General features: G+C 43.2%; 13 protein-coding genes. All 13 read left to right on the top strand.

The window, feature by feature from the left end; all coding sequences use genetic code 11:
* The first annotated feature begins 105 nt into the window (after positions 1-105).
* The 13 genes from R8P61_29180 (at position 106) to R8P61_29120 (ending at position 20,910) form a co-directional block, all read left to right on the top strand.
* Positions 106-2,334 carry an adenylate/guanylate cyclase domain-containing protein gene (locus tag R8P61_29180; protein ID MDW3651187.1) on the top strand — a complete coding sequence of 743 codons (2,229 nt, stop codon included), beginning with the start codon at positions 106-108 and terminating at the stop codon, positions 2,332-2,334.
* A gap of 66 nt (positions 2,335-2,400) precedes the next feature.
* Complete coding sequence (locus tag R8P61_29175) at positions 2,401-4,635, top strand: adenylate/guanylate cyclase domain-containing protein (protein ID MDW3651186.1); 2,235 nt, start codon at positions 2,401-2,403, stop codon at positions 4,633-4,635.
* Between the two features lie 66 nt (positions 4,636-4,701).
* Positions 4,702-6,732: an adenylate/guanylate cyclase domain-containing protein gene (locus R8P61_29170; protein MDW3651185.1), complete on the top strand. Its 2,031-nt coding sequence runs from the start codon at positions 4,702-4,704 to the stop codon at positions 6,730-6,732.
* Between the two features lie 201 nt (positions 6,733-6,933).
* Positions 6,934-7,311, top strand: a complete 378-nt coding sequence (locus tag R8P61_29165; protein ID MDW3651184.1) for a response regulator — start codon at positions 6,934-6,936, stop codon at positions 7,309-7,311.
* Positions 7,312-7,332: 21 nt separating this feature from the next.
* The gene (locus R8P61_29160; protein ID MDW3651183.1) at positions 7,333-7,710 is read left to right on the top strand and encodes a response regulator; all 378 of its coding nucleotides are present in this window, start codon (positions 7,333-7,335) and stop codon (positions 7,708-7,710) included.
* 45 nt (positions 7,711-7,755) lie between these two features.
* Positions 7,756-9,444, top strand: coding sequence for an adenylate/guanylate cyclase domain-containing protein (locus R8P61_29155; GenBank protein ID MDW3651182.1), 1,689 nt, complete (start codon positions 7,756-7,758; stop codon positions 9,442-9,444).
* 368 nt (positions 9,445-9,812) lie between these two features.
* A complete protein-coding gene (locus tag R8P61_29150) occupies positions 9,813-10,964 on the top strand; it encodes an FIST C-terminal domain-containing protein (GenBank protein ID MDW3651181.1) in 1,152 nt (383 codons plus the stop codon).
* Between the two features lie 273 nt (positions 10,965-11,237).
* The gene (locus R8P61_29145; protein ID MDW3651180.1) at positions 11,238-12,380 is read left to right on the top strand and encodes an FIST N-terminal domain-containing protein; all 1,143 of its coding nucleotides are present in this window, start codon (positions 11,238-11,240) and stop codon (positions 12,378-12,380) included.
* A gap of 20 nt (positions 12,381-12,400) precedes the next feature.
* Entirely contained in the window at positions 12,401-13,555 is a 1,155-nt protein-coding gene (locus R8P61_29140; protein ID MDW3651179.1) for an FIST C-terminal domain-containing protein, read from the top strand.
* 1 nt (position 13,556) lies between these two features.
* A complete protein-coding gene (locus R8P61_29135) occupies positions 13,557-14,525 on the top strand; it encodes a HAMP domain-containing sensor histidine kinase (GenBank protein MDW3651178.1) in 969 nt (322 codons plus the stop codon).
* A gap of 75 nt (positions 14,526-14,600) precedes the next feature.
* The gene (locus tag R8P61_29130; GenBank protein MDW3651177.1) at positions 14,601-16,676 is read left to right on the top strand and encodes an adenylate/guanylate cyclase domain-containing protein; all 2,076 of its coding nucleotides are present in this window, start codon (positions 14,601-14,603) and stop codon (positions 16,674-16,676) included.
* A 23-nt stretch (positions 16,677-16,699) separates the two neighbouring features.
* On the top strand, positions 16,700-18,778 hold the full coding sequence (locus tag R8P61_29125) for an adenylate/guanylate cyclase domain-containing protein (GenBank protein MDW3651176.1): 2,079 nt from the start codon (positions 16,700-16,702) through the stop codon (positions 18,776-18,778).
* 92 nt (positions 18,779-18,870) lie between these two features.
* Positions 18,871-20,910: an adenylate/guanylate cyclase domain-containing protein gene (locus R8P61_29120; protein MDW3651175.1), complete on the top strand. Its 2,040-nt coding sequence runs from the start codon at positions 18,871-18,873 to the stop codon at positions 20,908-20,910.
* Positions 20,911-20,955: the final 45 nt, after the last annotated feature.

Genomic DNA, 20,955 nt, shown 5'->3' with positions numbered 1-20,955 from the left:
AAGCCTTTTGTAGAGAAGTTTATGAAGCCGAAGGGATGAATGCAATCATCATATTACAATTGCTGATGATTTGCTAACTTAAGACATTAACCTCAGAGTAATTACATGCCCACCACCCGTCTCGCTGCCATCATGTTTACCGATATCGTCGGATATACTGCCATGATGCAGAGCCATCGCGATTCAGCCATGAGCGCTGTCAAAGAATTTGAGGCAGTCCTCAAAGATCGCATTGCTTCCCATTTCGGCGAACTCCTCCAAACCTATGGCGATGGTAGTCTGAGCATATTTGATAGTGCTTCTGCAGCCGTTAGCTGTGCGAAGGAAATTCAGGAAGCTATACGCGGGAAAGTTCCTCTTCGCATCGGCATCCATATGGGAGAGATCACCATAGATGGAGAACATACTTTTGGAGATGGGGTAAACATAGCTTCGCGCATTGAGTCTATAGGCATCGATGGAGCCATATTGATGTCCAGCAGCATTCGCCAGCAAATCAAAAATAAGCCTGAATTCCAACTGGAATCGCTGGGAAAGTTTTCCTTTAAGAATGTAACTGAACCCATGAGCGTTTATGCTTTGGGGAATGAGGGGCTTAATGTTCCCAAGCCCTCAGAAATGAAAGGTAAAGGGGAACAAGTAAACAATCGGGAAACAAAGTCTCTTTTTAGAATCGCCAGCTTGGGGTTTTTAACCATGGTCCTGGGAGCAGGCTTGTTTTGGATGTTTTCTAATACCCAGGCTGATAAACTCGAAGAGATCAAAGCCTCACGCATTGCCATCCTGCCTTTTGAAAACAAAACCAATGATCCCAAATTTAATGTACTGGGAGATATGGCTGCCGATCATGTCATACAGGGCATGATGAATCTGGATGATATAAAGGTCGTGAGCTATACGACCATTCGCGATAACTTGAAGCAGGTTGATGCCCAAAGCGAGGATTTTGGAGCGCGTACGGGAGCACAAAAATTGATCAGGGGAAATATTTATAAGGAAGGCGATTCTTTATCCATTCAAAGTCAGATCATTGATCTAAAAAGTGGGGATGTGAACATGGTACTTCCAGAGATTAAAGCAGCTTATGATGAGCCTAGAAAATTGGTGGGGGAATTGCGTTCACGAATGTTAGGATTTTTTGTTGCTAAGAAAGCCAGGTTTTCGAGTAGCACAATCGTAACAGATCAAATCGCTCCTAAATTAGAAGCATTTGAAGCATATGATGCTTTTTTTGAATTTTGGTTGGTAGATTATCCTAAATCCCGGGAACTGCTCGAAAAAGCTATCAGTATCGATAGTACCTTTTTCTCGCCCTATCAGTTTTATGTATGGAGTTGGAGCAATCCGGGAATCTGGGACAAGGCAGATTCAGTAGTCCAATTGATTGACAGACGATTTCCATCCTTACATGGATATGAAAAACTGTACCAGGACTTTAATAAAAAGCTTGTTTCAGGAAAAGGGCATGAGGCGATGCCAGAGATCGAAGGCATATTTAAAAAAGATCCCAGACATTTATTCAATAATATGCTAATGGGACTTATATGTATCTATAGAAATTTTCCTCAAAAAGGAATTGAAGCAATGTCCCATATCGAAGCAGCAAATTATCCAAATGATTATGTTTCAAATACCTGGTGGCATGGAATTTATGCGTTTCATTTGATACGAAAAGACCGAGATACAGAAGCCAGGGAGGTATTGAGCTATGTACCCATGGATACCTATCACCCTGTCGCCCTCAATAGTCGAAGCCTCTATCATGCCAAGCGCGGAGAAGCAGATAGCATCAGCTACTTTCTAGACGAATTGGAGAAATATGAGTACCCGCCAAATTATGTAAGCTGGCACAAACACTCTGCTGCCAATTACCTAGCCATTTATGGAGATAGCCTTAGCCAGATAGCTTTGGGAGAAGAACTTATTACGGATTTTGAGGAGGGGGGACTGACAGATTCGACCCTTTTATTTGAAGCCTTGGTGCATGCCAGACAATATGATGAGGCATTAAAAATAGGAGAATACCTGGTGGAAAATGGCAGAAATCCTTATTGGCGAATGGCCAGAATGGGCTGGATACATGCGCAGGAAGGTAGGAAAGATAAGGCCCGGCAGTTGCTTGCTCAATTAGAAAACCAGTTTCCAGAAGCACATTATCAACAAGCCATGATTCAAACTGCCTTGGGAGAACATCCTAAAGCCACGAAGAACTTGGTCGAGGCTTTTGACAGGGGAGGGAATTATTGGGAGGCCGGCTACGATTATGAATATGCTTTTCGGCCCTTAAGGGAATATCAGCCCTTTGTAGAGAAGTTTATGAAGCCGAAGGGATGAATGCAATCATCATATTACAATTGCTGATGATTTGCTAACTTAAGACATTAACCTCAGAGTAATTACATGCCCACCACCCGTCTCGCTGCCATCATGTTTACCGATATCGTCGGATATACTGCCATGATGCAGAGCAATCGCGATTCAGCCATGACCGCTGTAAAAAAATTTGAGGCAGTCCTCAAAGATCGCATTGCTTCCCATTCCGGCGAACTCCTCCAAACCTATGGCGATGGTAGCCTGAGCATATTTGATAGTGCTTCTGCAGCCGTTAGCTGTGCGAAGGAAATTCAGGAAGCTATACGCGGGAAAGTACCCCTACGCATCGGCATCCATATGGGAGAGATCACCATAGACGGAGAGCATACTTTTGGAGATGGGGTAAACATAGCTTCGCGCATTGAGTCTATAGGCATAGATGGAGCCATATTGATGTCCAGCAGCATTCGCCAGCAAATCAAAAACAAGCCCGAATTCCAACTGGAATCGCTGGGAAAGTTTTCCTTTAAGAATGTAATTGAACCCATGAGCGTTTATGCTTTGGGGAATGAGGGGCTTAGTGTTCCCAAGCCCTCAGAAATGAAAGGTAAAGGGGAACAAGTAAACAATCGGGAAACAAAGTCTCTTTTTAGAATCGCCAGCTTGGGTTTTTTAACCATGGTCCTGGGTGCAGGCTTGTTTTGGATGTTTGCTCATACACCAACCGAAACTGAAAAGCTGGAAGAGATCAAAGCCTCACGCATCGCCATCCTGCCGTTCGAAAACAAAACCAATGATCCCAAATTTGATGTACTGGGAGATATGGCTGCCGATCATGTCATACAGGGCATGATGAATCTGGATGATGTAAAAGTAGTGAGCTATACCACCATTCGAGAGAACTTAAAAGATACAGATGCCCAAAGCGAGGATTTTGGAGCGCGTACGGGAGCGCAAAAATTGATCAGGGGAAATATTTATAAGGAAGGCGATTCTTTATCCATTCAAAGTCAGATCATTGATCTAAAAAGTGGGGATGTGGACATGGTGCTTCCTGAGATTAAAGCAGCTTATGATGAGCCCAGAAAATTAGTAGGGGAATTGCGTTCACGAATGTTAGGATTTTTTGTTGCTAAGAAAACCAGGTTTTCGAGTAGCGCAATCGTAACAGATCAAATCGCTCCTAAATTAGAAGCATTTGAAGCCTATCGCGCTTTTTCGGAATTTTGGAATGTAGATGACCTGAAATCCCGAGAACTGCTTGAAAAAGCTATCAGTTTGGATAGTACCTTTTTTTCGCCCTACCAATTTTATGTATGGAGTTGGAGCAATTTGGGAATCTGGGGTAAAGCAGATTCAGTAGTCAAATTGATTGACAGACGATTTCCTTCCTTACATGGATATGAAAAACTGTACCAGGACTTTAACAAAAAGCTTGTTTCGGGAAAAGCTCATGAGGCAATGCCAGAGATTGAAGGCATATTCAAAAAAGATCCCAGACATCTATTCAATAATATGCTAATGGGACTTATGTGTATATATAGAAATTTTCCTCAGAAAGGAATTGAAGCAATGTCCCATATCGAAGCAGCCAATTATCCAAATGATTATGTTGCACATACCTGGTGGCATGGGGTCTATGCGTTTCATTTAATACGAAAAGACAAGGATACAGAAGCTCGAAAAGTCTTGGGCTATGTCCCCATGGATACCTATGCTACTAATGCCATCACTAGTCGAAGCCTCTATCATGCCAAGCGCGGAGAAGCAGATAGTATCAGCTACTTTCTAAATGAATTGGAGAAATATGAGTACCCTCCAAATGTATTAGGCTGGCGCAAACACTCTGCGGCCAATTATCTCGCCATTTATGGAGATAGCCTTAGCCAGATAGCGTTAGCAGAAGAACTCATTGCAGATTTTGAGGAAGGTTTGTTACATGATTCGACCCTTTTATTTGAAGCATTGGTTCATGCCAGACAATATGATGAGGCATTAAAATTAGGAGAATACCTGGTGGAAAACGGAATAAATTCTTCCTGGAGTCTCGCTAGAATGGGCTGGATACACGCGCAGGAAGGTAGAAAAGATAAGGCCCGACAATTCCTCGATGAATTAGTAGAACAATTCCCAAGGGCATATTATCAGCAAGCCATTATTCAGACCGCTCTAGGAGAAAAAGCTGAAGCCGTAGAGAATTTAGTTAAGGCTTTTGATGCAGGAAGATTTTACTATAATACCAGTTACGATTTCGAATATGCCTTCCTACCCTTACGGGAATATCAGCCCTTTGTAGAGAAGTTTATGAAGCCGAAGGGATAAATGCTATCATCACATTAAAATTGCTGGTGATTTGCTAACTTAAGACATTAACCTCAGAGTAATTACATGCCCACAAGCCGTCTTGCTGCCATAATGTTCACTGACATCGTCGGCTATACCGCCATGATGCAGAGCAATCGCGATTCAGCCATGAGCGCTGTCAAAGATTTCGAGGCCGTCCTTAAAGATCGCATTGCCAGCCATTCCGGCGAACTCCTCCAAACCTATGGCGATGGTAGCCTGAGCATATTTGATAGTGCTTCTGCTGCCGTTAGCTGTGCAAAGGAAATTCAGGAAGCTATACGCGGGAAAGTTCCTCTTCGGATCGGCATCCATATGGGAGAGATTACGATAGACGGAGAGCATACTTTTGGAGATGGGGTAAATATTGCTTCGCGCATTGAGTCTATAGGCACAGCTGGAGCAGTTTTGATGTCCAGCAGCATTCGCCAGCAAATCAAAAACAAACCTGAATTCCAACTGGAATCTTTGGGCAATTTTTCATTTAAGAATGTGGCTGAACCCATGCCCATTTATGGCTTGGCGAATGAGAGATTTGTCTTACCCAAAGCCGAAGAAATTTCGGGTAAAGGAAAACGTTTGGCAGAAAATGGAAATCAGGACAATCGGAACTTAATTCGAGGGATATTAGTAGGCTTTGTGGGTATAATCATAGCAGGAGGAATATGGATGAATATTTCCTGGAAAGGAAGTGAAGAAGTCCAACCCGATACCACAGCAACACCCTCCATTGCCGTCATGCCTTTTCTGGATCTGAGTCCCAAGCAGGATCAGGCCTTTTTAGGAGATGGCATGGCAGAAGAAGTCATCAATCTCTTAAGCCAGGAATCAGAGCTCAAAGTAAGTTCCCGCTCGTCTTCCTTTAGTTTCAAAAAGCAGGAAGTAGATTTATTTACCATAGCGGATAAATTGGGGGTTGACCACATTTTAGAAGGCAGCGTCAAAGAGTATGGTGGCAAGATCAAAATATCCGTTCAGCTTATCGAGGCAGAAATAGACAAAACCATCTGGGCAGAGAGTTGGGAAGAACAATTGGAGGATGTATTTGACATCCAGGAAAATATTGCCCGTGAAGTGATGCAAGCGCTGAAGATAAATCTGATTGAGGCGCAGAAGTGGCAAGTCGAAGAAACAGAAGCAGATGCTTACCGACTCTTTTTACAAGCCAAACATGAATTCAATACAGAAAGCAATGCCCGTAAAGCTCGTGAACTTGTGTTAAGGAGCATAGAACGAGATTCCCTCTACGCAGCTTCCTGGATTCTATTAGGCCAAATAGATGGGAATTTCGCAAGCAGAGGAGGCTCTCCTACGGGTATCCGGGATTATCAGGATTTATATGATCTTGCCATAAAACATGCGCGCAAAGGAGTAGAGCTTGGCCCAAAGCTAGCCTATGGATATGCTAACCTGGCACTCATCTATTCGGGAATGTTTGGCAAAAAAGATTCTGCCCTTTTTTATGCGGAAAAAGCCATGGAGCTAGGCCCTGGAGATGCCCAGGCCTTAGGAGTAGCGGGAATGACGAAATGCAAGAATAGCCAATTTAAAGAAGGGCTTCCCTTGCTGGACAGAGCTGCCCGACTCGATCCCCTTTCCTGGACAAGTTTTGCCGCTAAAGGCATTGGAAATGCTACTGCGCATCGTTTTGATATTGCAGAGGCTTCCTTCAGAACATGGATTAGGCTACAACCTAATACGGGGGGTGTTCATTATCAATTGGCTCAATGCCTGATTCAACAAGGAAGACTGGAGGAGGCGGAAGTTCTTGCTAGCAAAGAGAGATTAGGGGGATATAGAAAATGTGCACAATCCATTGTTGCCTGGAAAAAAGGAGACCAACAAGCTGCAGACAGCTATCTTGCGGAACTTATAGAACGCTTTTCATCTTCTTCTTCCTATCAGATCGCACAAGTATATGCCCATCGTCAGGATGCTGATAAAGCCTTTGAGTGGTTGGAAAAATCTTATGAGAATCATGATCCAGGCACTCTTTATGCTCCTGTGGATGTAGCCTTTCATTCCATTCAAGCCGACCCCCGATGGGAGCCATTTGTTGAGAAAGTGAGTAAGTAGTAGGAAGGATTGCAAAATAAATCATTCAAGATTCCCATAGCTCCCTAAATTTTCGATTTGAGAACAGAAAAATCTGTATCTTTTAATGATATAGAAAATACAGTCTATTCAAGCATCTGCCATCTGTTTGAAAGAAGCTGTAAATTCCTTTCCTAAGAATAAGCTGATCCTTTTGCACCCAAATTAACTGGCCGCAAAACCATGACGAAAAAAATATTGATCGCAGATGATGAAGTACACATTCGCAATCTGCTCGAACAGACCCTGGAAGAACTCGAAGATGAGGGAGTAGAACTACACTTTGCCAGCAATGGAAAGGATGCCCTGGCAGCGATTCAGGAAGAAAAACCCCAATTGGTTTTACTTGATTTCAACATGCCCCATATGAGTGGAGTCGAAGTCTGTCAGACGGTCAAAAAAGAGTTACATCTGGACGATATATATATCATTCTCCTGACAGGCAAAGGGCAGGAAGCAGATCGACAGCAAGGCTTGGAAGCCGGAGCCAACCGATATCTGACCAAACCCTTTGACCCCACAGAAGTATCAACTCTGGCCGAAGAAATCCTGGGCATTTAAGCCCAAAAGATGGAATCAATGATGGAAAAAAGATTGTTAATCGTAGACGACGAACCTCATATCCGAATGCTCCTCGAACAAACGCTTGAGGATTTGGAGGATGAAGGTGTCGAACTCCTTCAGGCTGTAAATGGTCAGGAAGCCTTAGATATCATCCAGGATAAACAACCACAATTGGTATTTCTGGATGTGATGATGCCTTTGCTGAATGGCATCGAAGTCTGCCAGACGGTCAAGCAAAAGTGGGGAATGGAAGAGGTGTATATTGTTTTGCTTACTGCAAAGGGGCAGGAAATGGATAGAAAGGAAGGCTTGGAAGTAGGGGCCGATTTATACATGACCAAGCCTTTCGATCCTGACGCACTGCTTAGTATCGCAGAAGATGTAATGGGAATTTGAGAAATGGAGAACAGCCAGCGTTAACAGAAAAATGTAAACAGCCTCATGCCCAAAATTAGCCTAAAATCTTTATTACATAAACGCAAGCCAACTGCGACTCTCCTCCAAGAGATCGTACAAGACCTCAATATTTCCATTAGTGTTCAGGATGTACAGGGAAAATGGGTATGGGGAGCCCCCCAAGAAGACTCATCTGAAAAAATCCCTGTCATTCATGAAAATGAGACCCTGGGTTGGGTCTACAGTAATTCAGATGGAAGGAGTATCGTTGCCTTATTGAATCACCTGCTCGAAAAAGAATCTGAGAAAAAGCAGATGGGAAGTGAAGTACTGGATCTCTACAGAGAAATCAACCTCATCTACAATTTTTCTGAAAAACTGGCTAGTGCCCTCGATGCAGAAATGATTGCCCAAACGGCCCTGGAGGAAGTACAACAATTGATTGAAGCCAGCGGAGGAGCGGTAATTTTCCTTCCTGAAACGGATGCTGAGCCACATATCCTGGCTTCGAAAGGAGAGACATTTTTCACAAAAGGAGATCTCCACTCAGAAGCTTTGCTTACAGAATTTCTCAGTAGCGGCCAGGCCAATATTCGCAATGATATTCATACAGCACTTGGAAAAGACCAGGAGCCAGTTAATTCCTTGCTTTATGCGCCCTTAAAAGTCAAACATCGACTTCTGGGCATGATTCTTCTTGTAACCCATGAAGCGGTCGAATACAAATCCAGTCACTTAAAACTGCTTACCACCCTTGCTTTGCAATCGGCCTCAGCCATAGAAAGCGCCATGCTATTCCAAAAGCGTATTCAGGAAGCCGAGGAAAAAGAAGAAGCCATGCGAAGAATACATGAGGTTACGACCCGATTTGTACCCTACGAATTTATCAGTGCCTTAGGTCGGGAAAAACTTACCGAAGTCATGTTGGGGGATCAGGTGCAAAAAGACGTAACGGTATTTTTCAGTGATATCCGGGGCTATACCAGCTTGGCTGAAAGTATGAGCCCTGAAGATAACTTCCGTTTCGTCAGCGCCTACAACAGCCGTATAGGTCCGGTCATCTATGAAAATAAGGGCTTTGTCAACCAATACCTGGGAGATGGCATCATGGCTATATTCCCCAAGAATCCCTATGATGCCTTGCGTGCGGCCATTCAGATGCAGCAAACCATTAGCATCTATAATGCGGAAAGGGCAGAAAGAAATCGAAAAGCCGTCAGTACAGGCATGGGGCTGCATACCGGACCTCTGATCATGGGCATTATTGGAGATATACAGCGCATGGAAGCTGCCACTATATCTGATACGGTCAATACAGCTGCCCGTATCGAAAGCCTGACCAAATATTATCAGGTCAACATATTATTGAGTGGAGAAAGCATGAAAAAAATCACGGCTCGTGAAGCTGTCCCTGGTGATGATAGTTTCAACTTTCGCTACCTCGGCCAGGTACAGGTAAAGGGAAAAAAAGATCCGGTAGCCTTGTACGAGTGCTTTGATGGAGATTCCCCAGAACAGGTAGAGAAAAAAGTCGCGAGCTCACAAACCTTCTCAAAAGCTATGCGGGAGTATTATGACCGCAATTTCCAGCAGGCAGTAGATGCCCTCAAGTCTGTTCTGGACATAAATCCGAGCGATATGACTGCCAAGCTCCTGCTCCATAGAACCCAGGGCTTTTTACAAAGGGGAGTTCCGGATAATTGGACAGGAGTGGAAAAGATGAGTTCAAAATAATAACATGTTCCCCTGCTGAATTATAGTGGAAAGATTCAGGTAGACAGGGAGTAGTTTTTTTATGGGATTAGCCTTAATTCAACTTTCCTGAAAGGTTGAATATCTATCCTGATTTGAGTTGTTCTGATGCGAGACAGTAGGAAAAGCTCATAAGATTTCCCTACAAATATATCTAGCAGCCACCGGCTACGGCATATCTGCCAACCAACTCAATGACATCTTCGAAGATTTCCAACAAGTCGGACTCGGTTTGCCGATTTGCAAGCAAATCACAGAGCACCATACCGGCAAGAAAGGCTATGAATACTACAAGCTGAATTGCTGTTGAAGAAGCTAAAAGAGAAATAACAAACAAAATCTTGCATATAATGAAAGCTAAATCTATTTACGGCCCGAACCCTGATGAAATTAAGACAGCTTTTGAGCAAGCCATGGTTGATGGTTTTCAGCCGACTCTAGCTGTGGTTTTTATGCCCGTTGAACTAGGCCATACAGAAATTGTTCAATTTTTGAAGAAAAGGGATATAGCCATTTTTGGTGCCAATACACCCGGTAAATTTACCGATAGAGGACTAGCGAGCAATGAGGTGGTCATCCTCCTTATGGACTTGAACCCGGATTTTTTTCGGATCGTAGTGGAAGAGGTAGATTCATATGAACAAGCTTTCGAAAAAGCACAACTTATTGCCCAGTCAGGTCTGGAAAACTTCTCCCGCCCCGCTTTTATCCTTTCCGCTGCTTCCTATAATGATACTCCCTTGTCCGTGCTGGCAGAAGGCATTACCTCCATTGCAGGCAAAAACGCGACCCTGATTGGAGGAATGGCCGGAGGGAAACCGGTGCTGAATGAATGTCTGGTCTTTAGTCATGAGCAGGAAAGTGATAAGGGAATCATCAGCCTGATAATAGATCAGGATAAAGTAGAGGTAGCAGATTTGGCCGTTTCAGGCTGGAAGCCAGCAGGTACCCCTAAAATCGTTACGAAAAGTGAAGGCGCATGGATTATTACAATTGACGACCAACCTGCCCTGGATATGCTGGTAAAATTTACGGGTCTGGAGCTTAACCTGGATGACCAAAAGGACATCTTCCAGCAGATAGGCAGTTTATATCCTTTGCAAATTATCCAATCCAAAGGGAGTCCGGTGATGAATCCTCCGATGATGGTTAATCGTGAAAATGGAGCTGTTCTCTTTGGTTTCCCAATCCAGCAGGGTTCTCAGGTCCTATTCTCGCTTCCACCGGATTTTGAGGTTGTTGAAACGGTGGTAGAAAGTGCTCATGTAGTGAAAAAGACTCGGCTTCCAGAAGCTGACGCAATGCTGATATTCTCTTGTATAGGTCGATTGAGTAATCTTGGTCCGTTGATTGAAGAGGAACTCGATGGATTAAGAGATGTATGGGGGGTACCCATGGTTGGCTTTTTCAGTTTGGGAGAATTCGGAACACCTATAGGCGGAAATGCAGGCCATCATGGTACAACCTGCAGTTGGGTCGCATTTAAAGAAAAGAAATTGTAGGAATCCACGACTTCAATAGATCCTGGAATCGATAGGAAAGCAAGATGTGCAAGAATAAGGACAAAATATAGCTCCCCAATTTCATCCCATTAGGTAGTGAGGCAGCTTCCTGATCATTCGGAGATAGCTTAACAAAAATTAGGTTGATTGTATATCCCAAGCAACTGATTAGACTCAATCATTTACTATATTTAATATAAATTAATGAAAAAAAGATATAGCGTCCTAAAAAGGAAAACTTTTCTTAATTGACTTCATTTTAACCGCCCTTCAATGAAAACGAAATCCCTCAAAGGGACCTCTCTGGATGAGATACGCTCTGCCGTGGAAACTTCCATCTCTCCAGACTTTTCCCCCAACCTGGCAATGGTCTTTCTATCTTATAAGCAGGATATTCAGTCCGTTTGTGAACTGCTTAATGAAAAAAACATCCAAATATTTGGGGCTACAACAGGAGGAGAATTTATAGATGGTGAGATTCTGGATGGAGGCATTGTGATGCTCTTGCTGGAACTCAATCCCAGCTATTTCTCACTAAAGTTTGAAGACAAAGTAACAGGAGATGCCCGTCTGAAATCGAAAGAAATGTCCCAGGAACTTATGCAGGATATTCCTAAGCCTTCCTTTCTCTCCATGGCCACAGGACTTACGATTGATGGAGAATTGGTCATAAGTGGGATAGAAGCAGCAGCAGGAAAGGATACAACGATTTTCGGAGGGATGGCAGGGGATGATTTACGGGTACAGCAAACATATGTATTTTCCAATGATGGGATCAGTTCTCAGGGAATCCTGATTTTGGCCTTTGATCAGACCAAAATTTCTATGCAAGGTCGAGCCATAAATGGATGGAAACCACTTGGGACCCGTAAAACCATAACCAAGTCTGAGGGCTGGTGGATTTACGAGATTGACCATCAGCCTGCACTTGAGCTTGTTCAAAAATTTACGGGTAATCAGATTAAGCGAGTGGATGACATTGATGTTCTTTCGCCTGATGAATCAAATGTCTTTCCTTTACAGCTTCATAGGAATGAAGGAAATCCAATTATCAGACCCATCCTTCTTATCGATTGGGTAAAAGGAGCTATAAAAGTCAATGGAAGCGTCTCGGAAGGGAACCAGATTCAACTTTCTCTTCCGGCTGATTTTGACATTATCGAAGAAGTGGTAAATGACTGTCAGTGGGTAAAAGAAAATGAATTTCCTGAAGCAGATGCGCTTATTATGTTTTCTTGTGTTGGACGTCATGCGGCACTAGGTCCCTTAATCAGTGAGGAAATAGAGGGCGTGCGGAATACCTACGATGCACCTATGGCAGGTTTATTCACCTACGGAGAGTTTGGTCGAGCGACCCACGGAACCCATGAATACCATAACCTGACCTGCGCCTGGGTAGGATTAAAAGAAAAATAAGACAAGAATATATACCCCTTATGAAGGCTAAATCAATTTCTGGGAAGGACTCAAATGAATTAAAATTGGCACTTTCAATTGCCATGGACGATGGCTTTCGTCCAAGTCTTGCGATGGTCCTTATGCCATCTCAAATCGATCATAAGGAAATCGTTCAGGTATTGAGGGAAAGAGAGATCGCCATTTTTGGGGCCTATCCTCCGGGAATGTTCTCAGAAGAAGGAATAAAAGATGAGCAGGTGGTTGTGATGCTTATGGATTTAAATCCCGAATACTTTCGTATCGTATTGGAAGAGGTGGAGAGCGAATCATTCGAACAAACCATAGCCAAAACACAACTAATTGCAAAAGCAGGCCAGAATTTTTTCGACCAGCCTGCATATATTCTTTCAGCAGCCTCTTTTCAAGATACTCCGGGTGAAGCCCTGGTAGAAGGTATTACTTCTGTTGCAGGAAAAAATGCCCGACTGATTGGAGGAATTGCTGGAGGCAAACCTATACAGGATGATTGCCTGGTATTTACCGAAAAACAGGAAAGCCAAAGAGGGATCATTTGTCTGATTCTGGATATGGATAGGATTGAAATTGCAGACTTGGCAGTATCAGGCTGGAGGGCAGTGGGAACACCCAAGACCGTAACCCAAAGCGATGGGAGCTGGATTTACACTATAGATGACCAACCGGCCCTGGACGTACTTAGAAAATTTACGGGATTGGAAGTCAATATGGAAGACCAAAAAGACATCTTTCACCAGATTGGCGTCACCTATCCTTTGCAGGTTATCCAGGCAAATGGGGATCCGCTTATGAATCCTCCTCTTTTATTCAATCGTGAAACTGGAGCAGTTCAATGTGGGGGACATGTCCCACAAGGTTCTCAAGTTCGATTTTCCCTTCCCCCCGACTTTGATATCGTTCAGGCTGTGATAGAAAGTGCTCGTGAAGCCCAAAAGAAATCCCTTCCTGAAGCAGAGGCTCTCATGGTATTTTCATGCATTGGAAGGTTGGCAAACCTGGGACCTCTTGTAGAAGAGGAAATTCTGGGTATTCAGGCCGTTTGGGATTTACCTTTGATTGGCTTTTTCTCCTGCGGGGAATTTGGAACCCCAACAGGAGGACATGCAGCTTTTCATGGTGTTACCTGTAGCTGGCTTGCCCTAAAAGAAAAAGAGTAATATGAATCCGCACCTCAAACAAATCCTGGAATGGATTGAAAAGCAGGAAAACCTGGAGCCCGAAGAACGACAGGAACTTGAGAAATCGCTAAAAGCTGTTGATAAAGAACTAACCATTGCCAATTTTAAACTACAGCGTACCGAAAGAGTCAAGCGAACTACTGCCATTTTGCTGGAGGAAACCATTCATGAATTAGACGAAAAGCGTAAGGCAGTTGAAGAAGCCAATAAGGCAAAATCTGTATTCCTTTCAACTGTCAATCATGAGTTGCGCACTCCCCTTACTTCTATCATAGGATTTGCTAAAATCAACCAAAAACGCATAGAAAAGCGCCTACTTCCCTTCTTGACAGAGGACCCCAAACGACATAACATCCTGAGAAAAATCCTCAAAAATAATGAAGTCATCATCTCTGAAGGAGGCAGGCTAACCTCCCTGATCAATGAATTGCTCGACCTCGCCAAGATCGAGTCCGGTAAAATGGATTGGAATATGGACGAATTCCAACCTTCCGACCTTATTGAAAGAGCCACCAATGCCACTTCTTCCCTATTTATACAAAAACCTTCGCTGAAATTAATTAAAGAAATTCCTCATGATCTACCTCAGATAACCGGCGACCAGAATCGCTTGCTACAAGTCCTTATCAACCTCATCTCTAATGCTGTAAAATTTACAGATGCGGGTCAGGTTAGGCTCAGAGTAACTCTTCCCTCCTCCTCGGAAGGTCAGGGAAAGAATATTCGATTCCAGCTTACAGACACGGGCTCCGGCATCCCCGCCAATCAGCTCGACAAAGTCTTCGAACGTTTCAAACAAGTCGAAGACAATCAGACTGGCAAACCCAAAGGCACCGGACTCGGTTTGCCGATTTGCAAGCAAATTGTGGAGCATCACAAAGGGCGAATCTGGGTCGAGAGTGAAATAGGAAAAGGGAGTAGTTTTTTCTTCTCGATTCCGTTCTCCTAAAGAAAAAAGAGAAGTCCTCTTCTATCCAAGGTTTTTTATATATCTTCACGGAGGATACTGTCAATTTAGGTCTCCATGCCCCAATCCCGCCGTCTAGCTGCCATCATGTTTACTGACATAGTCGGATATACCGCTACGATGCAGCGAAATGAAAAGGAGGGTTTAAAGAGAGTACATCGCTTTAGCGAAGTGATGGAAGCAGCAGCAGCTTCTAATCACGGCGAAATCCTCGAATTTCGAGGGGATGGCTGTCTGGCAGTTTTCAATTCTGCCGTAGAAGCCATGCACGCCGCAAAAGCTATACAAGAAAACTTGCAAAAAGAGCCTCAGGTTCCTTTACGCATCGGTATCCATATCGGAGATATCGTTTTCACCGATGGCAACATCTACGGAGATGGCGTAAATCTGGCCTCTCGTGTCGAATCTATGGGCGTGCCAGGTTCGATTTTATTTACAGAGCGTGTGATTCATGACATAAAAAGTCATCCGGAATTTGAGACGGCTTCCCTGGGCAAATTTCAGTTTAAGAATGTGGAGAAGCCTATGGAGGTGTTCGCCTTGGCAAATGAGGGTTTTGTGGTGCCTCCCAGGAATCAGCTAAGCGGCAAATTAGCGGAGAAAAAAACCAAATTCCGCTCAGCAATATTTATTGCCTTATTGGCCCTTTTAGGTGCAAGCGGGATAGGGATATGGGGATCAAAAGAGGTAAAAGATACATCTGATATTAAACTGGAAGTATCATTGGCAGTTCTCCCCTTTGTCAATATAAATAAGGATTCCGAGGGCGATATGTTTTCTGATGGCATGACTGAGGATATCCTCACTTATTTATCTAAACTTAAGGAGCTAAAGGTAATATCGAGAACCTCTATCATGCATTATAAAGAATCAGATAAAAAGATTCCGGAAATAGCTGAAGAACTGGGGGTTGAACACATAGTAGAGGGAAGTGTCAGAATGTATGAAGGTAAAGCTCGCATCAATGTACGTCTTATACATGTTGAAGAAGATCAACAATTGTGGTCGGAGAATTACGATAGGGATTTAGCTGATATTTTTAAGGTGCAAAGCGAAGTGGCTCAACAAATTGTGCAGGCATTGCAAATCAATCTTACTCCTTCAGAAAATTCAGAATTAAAAACTTCTGCAACTGCCAACCCAGAAGCCTATCAACTTTATATAAAAGGGAAAAGAGCAGCCGATAATCGTAGACCAGAGGAATTGGAGCGAAGTATAAAACTCTTACAATCTTCTATTGCCCTGGACAGTAGTTTCACCAACGCCTATTCCCACCTCTCAACGGTTTATTTTATACAGGCGACAAAGATTTCAGAAACCAATTTTTCAGAAAGAGAAAAGAAGTTTGCATTGGCCGAACAAATGGCAAAGAAAGCACTTGATCTGGACAAGCAAAATGTGAATGCCCTTTCTGTACTTGGGGGGATTTTTCATATGAATGGAGATTTAGAGAAGAAAAAAGAAGTGACTGAGAAAACACTAAGGCTTGCACCGAATGATGCAAGTATTAATCATGCAGCTGCCTTCTATTTTGATGGTATTGGGGATTATGAAATGTCCTTGCAATTACGAAAGAAAGCAGCAGAGTTGGATCCTTTATTATATGTGTATCAATACAACTATATAACTCTATTAATCAAAAACAGGCAATTTGAAGAAGCCAGAAAACAGCTTTCCAAAGTGATTCAACTATTCCCGGAAGATCAAATATCTATCACCCAACTAAAAGGAATGATTGCCCAGGCTGAAGGAGATTATGAAACCGCTATTTCCTTTTTTGAATCTATCTACTTACTTCCCTGGCTTCACGCTCCATTAGGCTATTGTTATGGAAAGACGGGACAAAGAGAAAAGGCCTTGAAGAAAATAGAAGAACTCCCGGCGATACCCAGATTGACTTATTATAAAGATTTGGCTGTCATTTATGCTGGATTAAATCAGGAGGACAGTCTCTTCCACTACCTCGATCTTGCCGTATCTCAATATATAAAAACACCTCAATCCTTAACAAAGTCTGAATATGGATTGATGGCGACTTTAGAGTCCGTCTTGCGAAAAGAAATGTTTTTTGATCCTTATAGAAAAGATCCAGAATTCCAGCAACTCCTAGAAAGATTAAAAAGCCCTAATTAAAAAGTATTTTATATCTTTCCTCCATGCCCCAATCCCGCCGTCTCGCCGCTATCATGTTTGCCGACATTGCCGGCTATACTGCCATGATGCAACGAAACGAAAAGGAGGGACTGGCAAAAGTGCATCGCTTTAGCGAAGTGATGGAAGCAGCAGCAGCTTCCAACAATGGCGAAATCCTCGAATTTCGAGGAGATGGCTGTCTGGCCGTTTTCAAGTCCGCGGTAGAAGCCATGCATGCGGCCAAATCCATACAGGAAAGTCTTAAAGAGGAACCCAAAGTACCTCTACGCATCGGTATTCATATCGGAGATATCGTTTTCACCGATGGCAATATCTACGGAGATGGTGTAAACCTGGCTTCACGTGTAGAGTCTATGGGTGTGCCGGGTTCGATACTGGTTACCGAACGAGTCATCCACGATGTAAAATCGCATCCCGAATTTGAGATGACTTCTTTGGGGAATTTTCAGTTCAAGAATGTAGAAAAGCCCATGGAGGTATTTGCCCTGGCGAATGAGGGTTTTGTGGTGCCCGGCCCAGAGCAAATGCAGGGTAAAGGAGAGAAAGTTGATCTTTCATTTTCGAGCACTCCCAAGCACAAATTGCCCAAAGTAATGGGTGTCTTGGCAATAGGATTGCTACTTCTGAGCCTTACTGGCTGGGGAATCTTCTCTCGCTCCACAAAGCAAATGGATGTGGAAATAGAACAGCTGGAAAAATCCATCGCGGTTCTTCCTTTCAGCAATAAAAGCCAAGAAGCAGATACAGACTATTTCAGTGATGGAATTACGGAAGATATCTTGATCCAACTCTCCAAGCTCAGTGGTCTGAAAGTCATTTCCCAGACTTCTGCCATGAGATACAAAGGCAGCGACAAAAACCTCGGAGAAATTGCAGAGGAACTTCATGTCAATTATGTGGTACGTGGCAGTATTAGAAAACAGGGCGATCAGATTCGTATTTCCACTCAATTGGTTCATGCTAAAGAAGATGTAAACGTATGGGCAGAGCAATATGATTTTGAGCTAAAGGATGTATTTGCTATCCAAAAGGAAGTTGCACGCAATATTGCAAGAGAGCTTCAAAACAAGATTTCACCAGAAGAGGAACAGAAACTGAATGAACAACTCACTGATAATCTTGAAGCATATCAATTATACCTCAGAGGAAGGCTGGTGATACAAGACCGAAGTTTTGAAAGTCTGAAAGCTGGAGAAAAACTCTTTCAAGAGGCCCTTGAACTAGATTCTCATTTCGCACATGCAAAAGCCGAGTTAGCAAATATTATATATCTGCTAAGAAACTACAATTTTGTGCCGGATTCCTTGAAGTATTATGATAGAGCTTTCGAGCTGTCTCAAGAAGTGCTTCAGCTTAATCCAAATATTGCACGGGTCTATGAAATCATGGGCTCTGTTTCCAGGCAAAGAGGTCATTTCAATAAAGCCCTTTCATATTTCAAGAGGGCTCTGGAAATCGATCCACAGGATGGATACACCCTTCAACGAGCTGCGATACAGCTTCACGGGCTTCGAAAAGAAGAGGAAGCTATGTTTTTGATTCGGAAAGCATTGGAAACAAATCCTTTTTCTCCGGTCATTCATGGTGTATATATCCGGATGTTGGCCCAAAATCAAGAGTATGAATTGGCAAAAGAGCAATTTGATCTAGCCTTAAAACTCTTTCCCAATAACAAGACCATTTTATGGCATGGAAGAGTGATTCTTTCTGCTCAGGGGAAGTGTGATGAATTAGCTGAATACTATAAGAATTGGCAAATTGACTCAACTCAGTCTTCTTTGTTTATGTTATTTAAGTGTTACTGTACTCAGGAGAATGTTCCTCAGCTGAGGAAGTACCTTGTGGAAGGAAATTCCTTTCCGAGTGAAGATCTTTTGCTTGCACGTGCAAATCATGATATTGACCGCATGTTTGCAATACTTATAAACAAACTCCCCGCAACAGATATTCATTTGCTGATTGATCCTGTCTTTGACATTCTCCAGGATGACCCTCGCTTTGAAGCTTACCTTCGCCAATCTCCTTTTGGACAGCTGAATGATGCTGATGTAGAGGCTATATTGGAATTAATTCGATCGTAATTCCAGCATGAAATAAGAGGCTACTCCTCCATTTTCAAGGAAAATTTGGGGGCATAAACTGAAAAAACTAACTTGAATTAGAACTAACCAACATGCCCCAATCCCGCCGTCTCGCCGCTATCATGTTTGCCGACATCGCCGGCTATACTGCCATGATGCAACGAAACGAAAAGGAGGGACTGGCAAAAGTGCATCGCTTTAGCGAAGTGATGGAGGCAAAGGCAGCTTCCAACAATGGCGAAATCCTCGAATTCCGAGGGGATGGTTGTCTGGCAGTTTTCAATTCTGCCGTAGAAGCCATGCATGCCGCAAAAGCTATTCAAGAAAACTTGCAAAAAGAGCCACAAGTTCCTTTACGCATTGGCATCCATATCGGAGATATCGTTTTCACCGATGGCAATATCTACGGAGATGGGGTAAATCTGGCTTCGCGTGTCGAGTCTATGGGGGTTCCAGGTTCGATTTTGGTTACGGAAAGAGTTATCCATGATGTAAAGTCTCATCCCGAATTTGAAATGGCTTCTTTGGGCAAATTTCAGTTCAAGAATGTAGAGAAGCCCATGGAGGTTTTTGCATTGGCCAATGAGGGATTCATTGTACCCAAACCCGATGAGCTAGCGGGTAAAGGAACACGCCTAACAGAAAATGCTACTCAAGGCAAACACCGTTTAATTCGAGGCATCTTATCCGGCTTTATTGGCATATTGATAGCTGGAGGAATATGGATGAATATTTACTGGAAAGGAAGTGAAGAGGTACTTCCTGATACCACGAAAACTCCTTCTATAGCCGTCATGCCTTTTCTGGATTTGAGTCCTAAACAGGATCAAGCTTTTCTGGGAGATGGAATGGCAGAAGAAGTTATAAATCTCTTGAGCAAGGAATCAGAACTTAAGGTAAGCTCTCGCTCTTCCTCCTTTAGCTTCAAAAAACAAGAGGTAGATTTATCTACGATAGCGAACAAACTGGGCGTTGACCATATCTTAGAAGGCAGTGTCAAAGAGTACGGAGGCAGGGTCAAAATATCTGTTCAGCTTATTGAGGCAAAATTGGATAAATCCATATGGGCCGAAAATTGGGAAGAGCCCTTGGAGGATGTATTCGGTATACAAGAACATATTGCCCGGGAAGTGATGGAATCACTAAAGCTTAACCTCATTGAAGCCAATAAATGGAATGTCGAAAAAACGGCTCCAGATGCCTACCGCCTTTTTTTGCAAGCCAAACATCAGTTTGATACAGAGAGTAATGCCAGTAAAGCCCGGGAACTTGTGCTAAGGAGCCTGGAACGTGATTCTTCCTATGCGCCTGCCTGGATTCTCTTGGGACACATCGACAGAGATTTTGCCAGAAGAGGCAATTCTCCTACAGGCATAAGAGACTTTAAAAAGTTACATGAGCTCGCAAAAACACATGCGCTTAAGGGGATAAAACTCGGTCCAAACTTAGGATATGCATACGCAAGCCTGGCTAATACTTACATACAAATGCTAGGCAAAAGTGATTCTGCGCTGTTTTATGCACTAAAATCTATAGAATTAGCTCCAGGTGATGCCAATGCAATAAGTATCACAGGGCTTGCAAAATGCTTCAATCATGAATTCGAAGAAGGCCTGGCTTTACTGGATAAAGCTGAGGAACTCGATCCACTATCCTGGATAAGCATTGCCAACAAAGCCTGGGGAAATAATATCGCACATCGGTTTGATCTTGCAGAAGATTCCTTCAGGAAGTGGTTAATGCTCCAACCAAAAGCAGGTTATTTGAACTATGCTTTAGCCATCTGCCTGGTCGAGCAAGGAAAATTGGAGGAGGCGGAAGTTATTGCCCGAAAGGAGAAATTTGAGGGTGCGAGAAAATGTGCGCTATCCATTGTTGCCTGGGAAAAAAGAGATATAGAAGCTGCTGACACTTATCTTGAGGAGCTTATCGAAGGTTCTTCCTCTTCCTTAGCTTATCAAATTGCACAGGTCTATGGCTATCGCAAAGATGTAGAAAAAACATTTGAATGGTTAGAACGATCTTTTAAGCAATATGACCCGGGCATCATTTTCGCCCCATTTGAATTAGCCTTTAGTTTTATGCATAAAGATCCCCGATGGGGCCCATTTGTTGAGAAAGTCAGTAAATAGTAATTTAACAATGCCAAGAATACCGTTTTAGATACTTCACCCATC

The sequence above is a fragment of the Bacteroidia bacterium genome, assembly GCA_033391075.1.
Classification (GTDB): domain Bacteria; phylum Bacteroidota; class Bacteroidia; order J057; family J057; genus JAWPMV01.
This window is presented reverse-complemented; position numbering and strand designations above follow the sequence as displayed.

Excerpts from the sequence above, each read along its gene's own strand:
- R8P61_29125 (MDW3651176.1), top strand. The coding sequence starts at position 16,700 with ATGCCCCAATCCCGCCGTCTCGCCGCTATCATGTTTGCCGACATTGCC.
- R8P61_29170 (MDW3651185.1), top strand. The coding sequence starts at position 4,702 with ATGCCCACAAGCCGTCTTGCTGCCATAATGTTCACTGACATCGTCGGC.
- R8P61_29140 (MDW3651179.1), top strand. The coding sequence starts at position 12,401 with ATGAAGGCTAAATCAATTTCTGGGAAGGACTCAAATGAATTAAAATTG.
- R8P61_29135 (MDW3651178.1), top strand. The coding sequence starts at position 13,557 with ATGAATCCGCACCTCAAACAAATCCTGGAATGGATTGAAAAGCAGGAA.
- R8P61_29145 (MDW3651180.1), top strand. The coding sequence starts at position 11,238 with ATGAAAACGAAATCCCTCAAAGGGACCTCTCTGGATGAGATACGCTCT.
- R8P61_29160 (MDW3651183.1), top strand. The coding sequence starts at position 7,333 with ATGGAAAAAAGATTGTTAATCGTAGACGACGAACCTCATATCCGAATG.
- R8P61_29155 (MDW3651182.1), top strand. The coding sequence starts at position 7,756 with ATGCCCAAAATTAGCCTAAAATCTTTATTACATAAACGCAAGCCAACT.
- R8P61_29175 (MDW3651186.1), top strand. The coding sequence starts at position 2,401 with ATGCCCACCACCCGTCTCGCTGCCATCATGTTTACCGATATCGTCGGA.
- R8P61_29165 (MDW3651184.1), top strand. The coding sequence starts at position 6,934 with ATGACGAAAAAAATATTGATCGCAGATGATGAAGTACACATTCGCAAT.
- R8P61_29130 (MDW3651177.1), top strand. The coding sequence starts at position 14,601 with ATGCCCCAATCCCGCCGTCTAGCTGCCATCATGTTTACTGACATAGTC.
- R8P61_29150 (MDW3651181.1), top strand. The coding sequence starts at position 9,813 with ATGAAAGCTAAATCTATTTACGGCCCGAACCCTGATGAAATTAAGACA.
- R8P61_29180 (MDW3651187.1), top strand. The coding sequence starts at position 106 with ATGCCCACCACCCGTCTCGCTGCCATCATGTTTACCGATATCGTCGGA.
- R8P61_29120 (MDW3651175.1), top strand. The coding sequence starts at position 18,871 with ATGCCCCAATCCCGCCGTCTCGCCGCTATCATGTTTGCCGACATCGCC.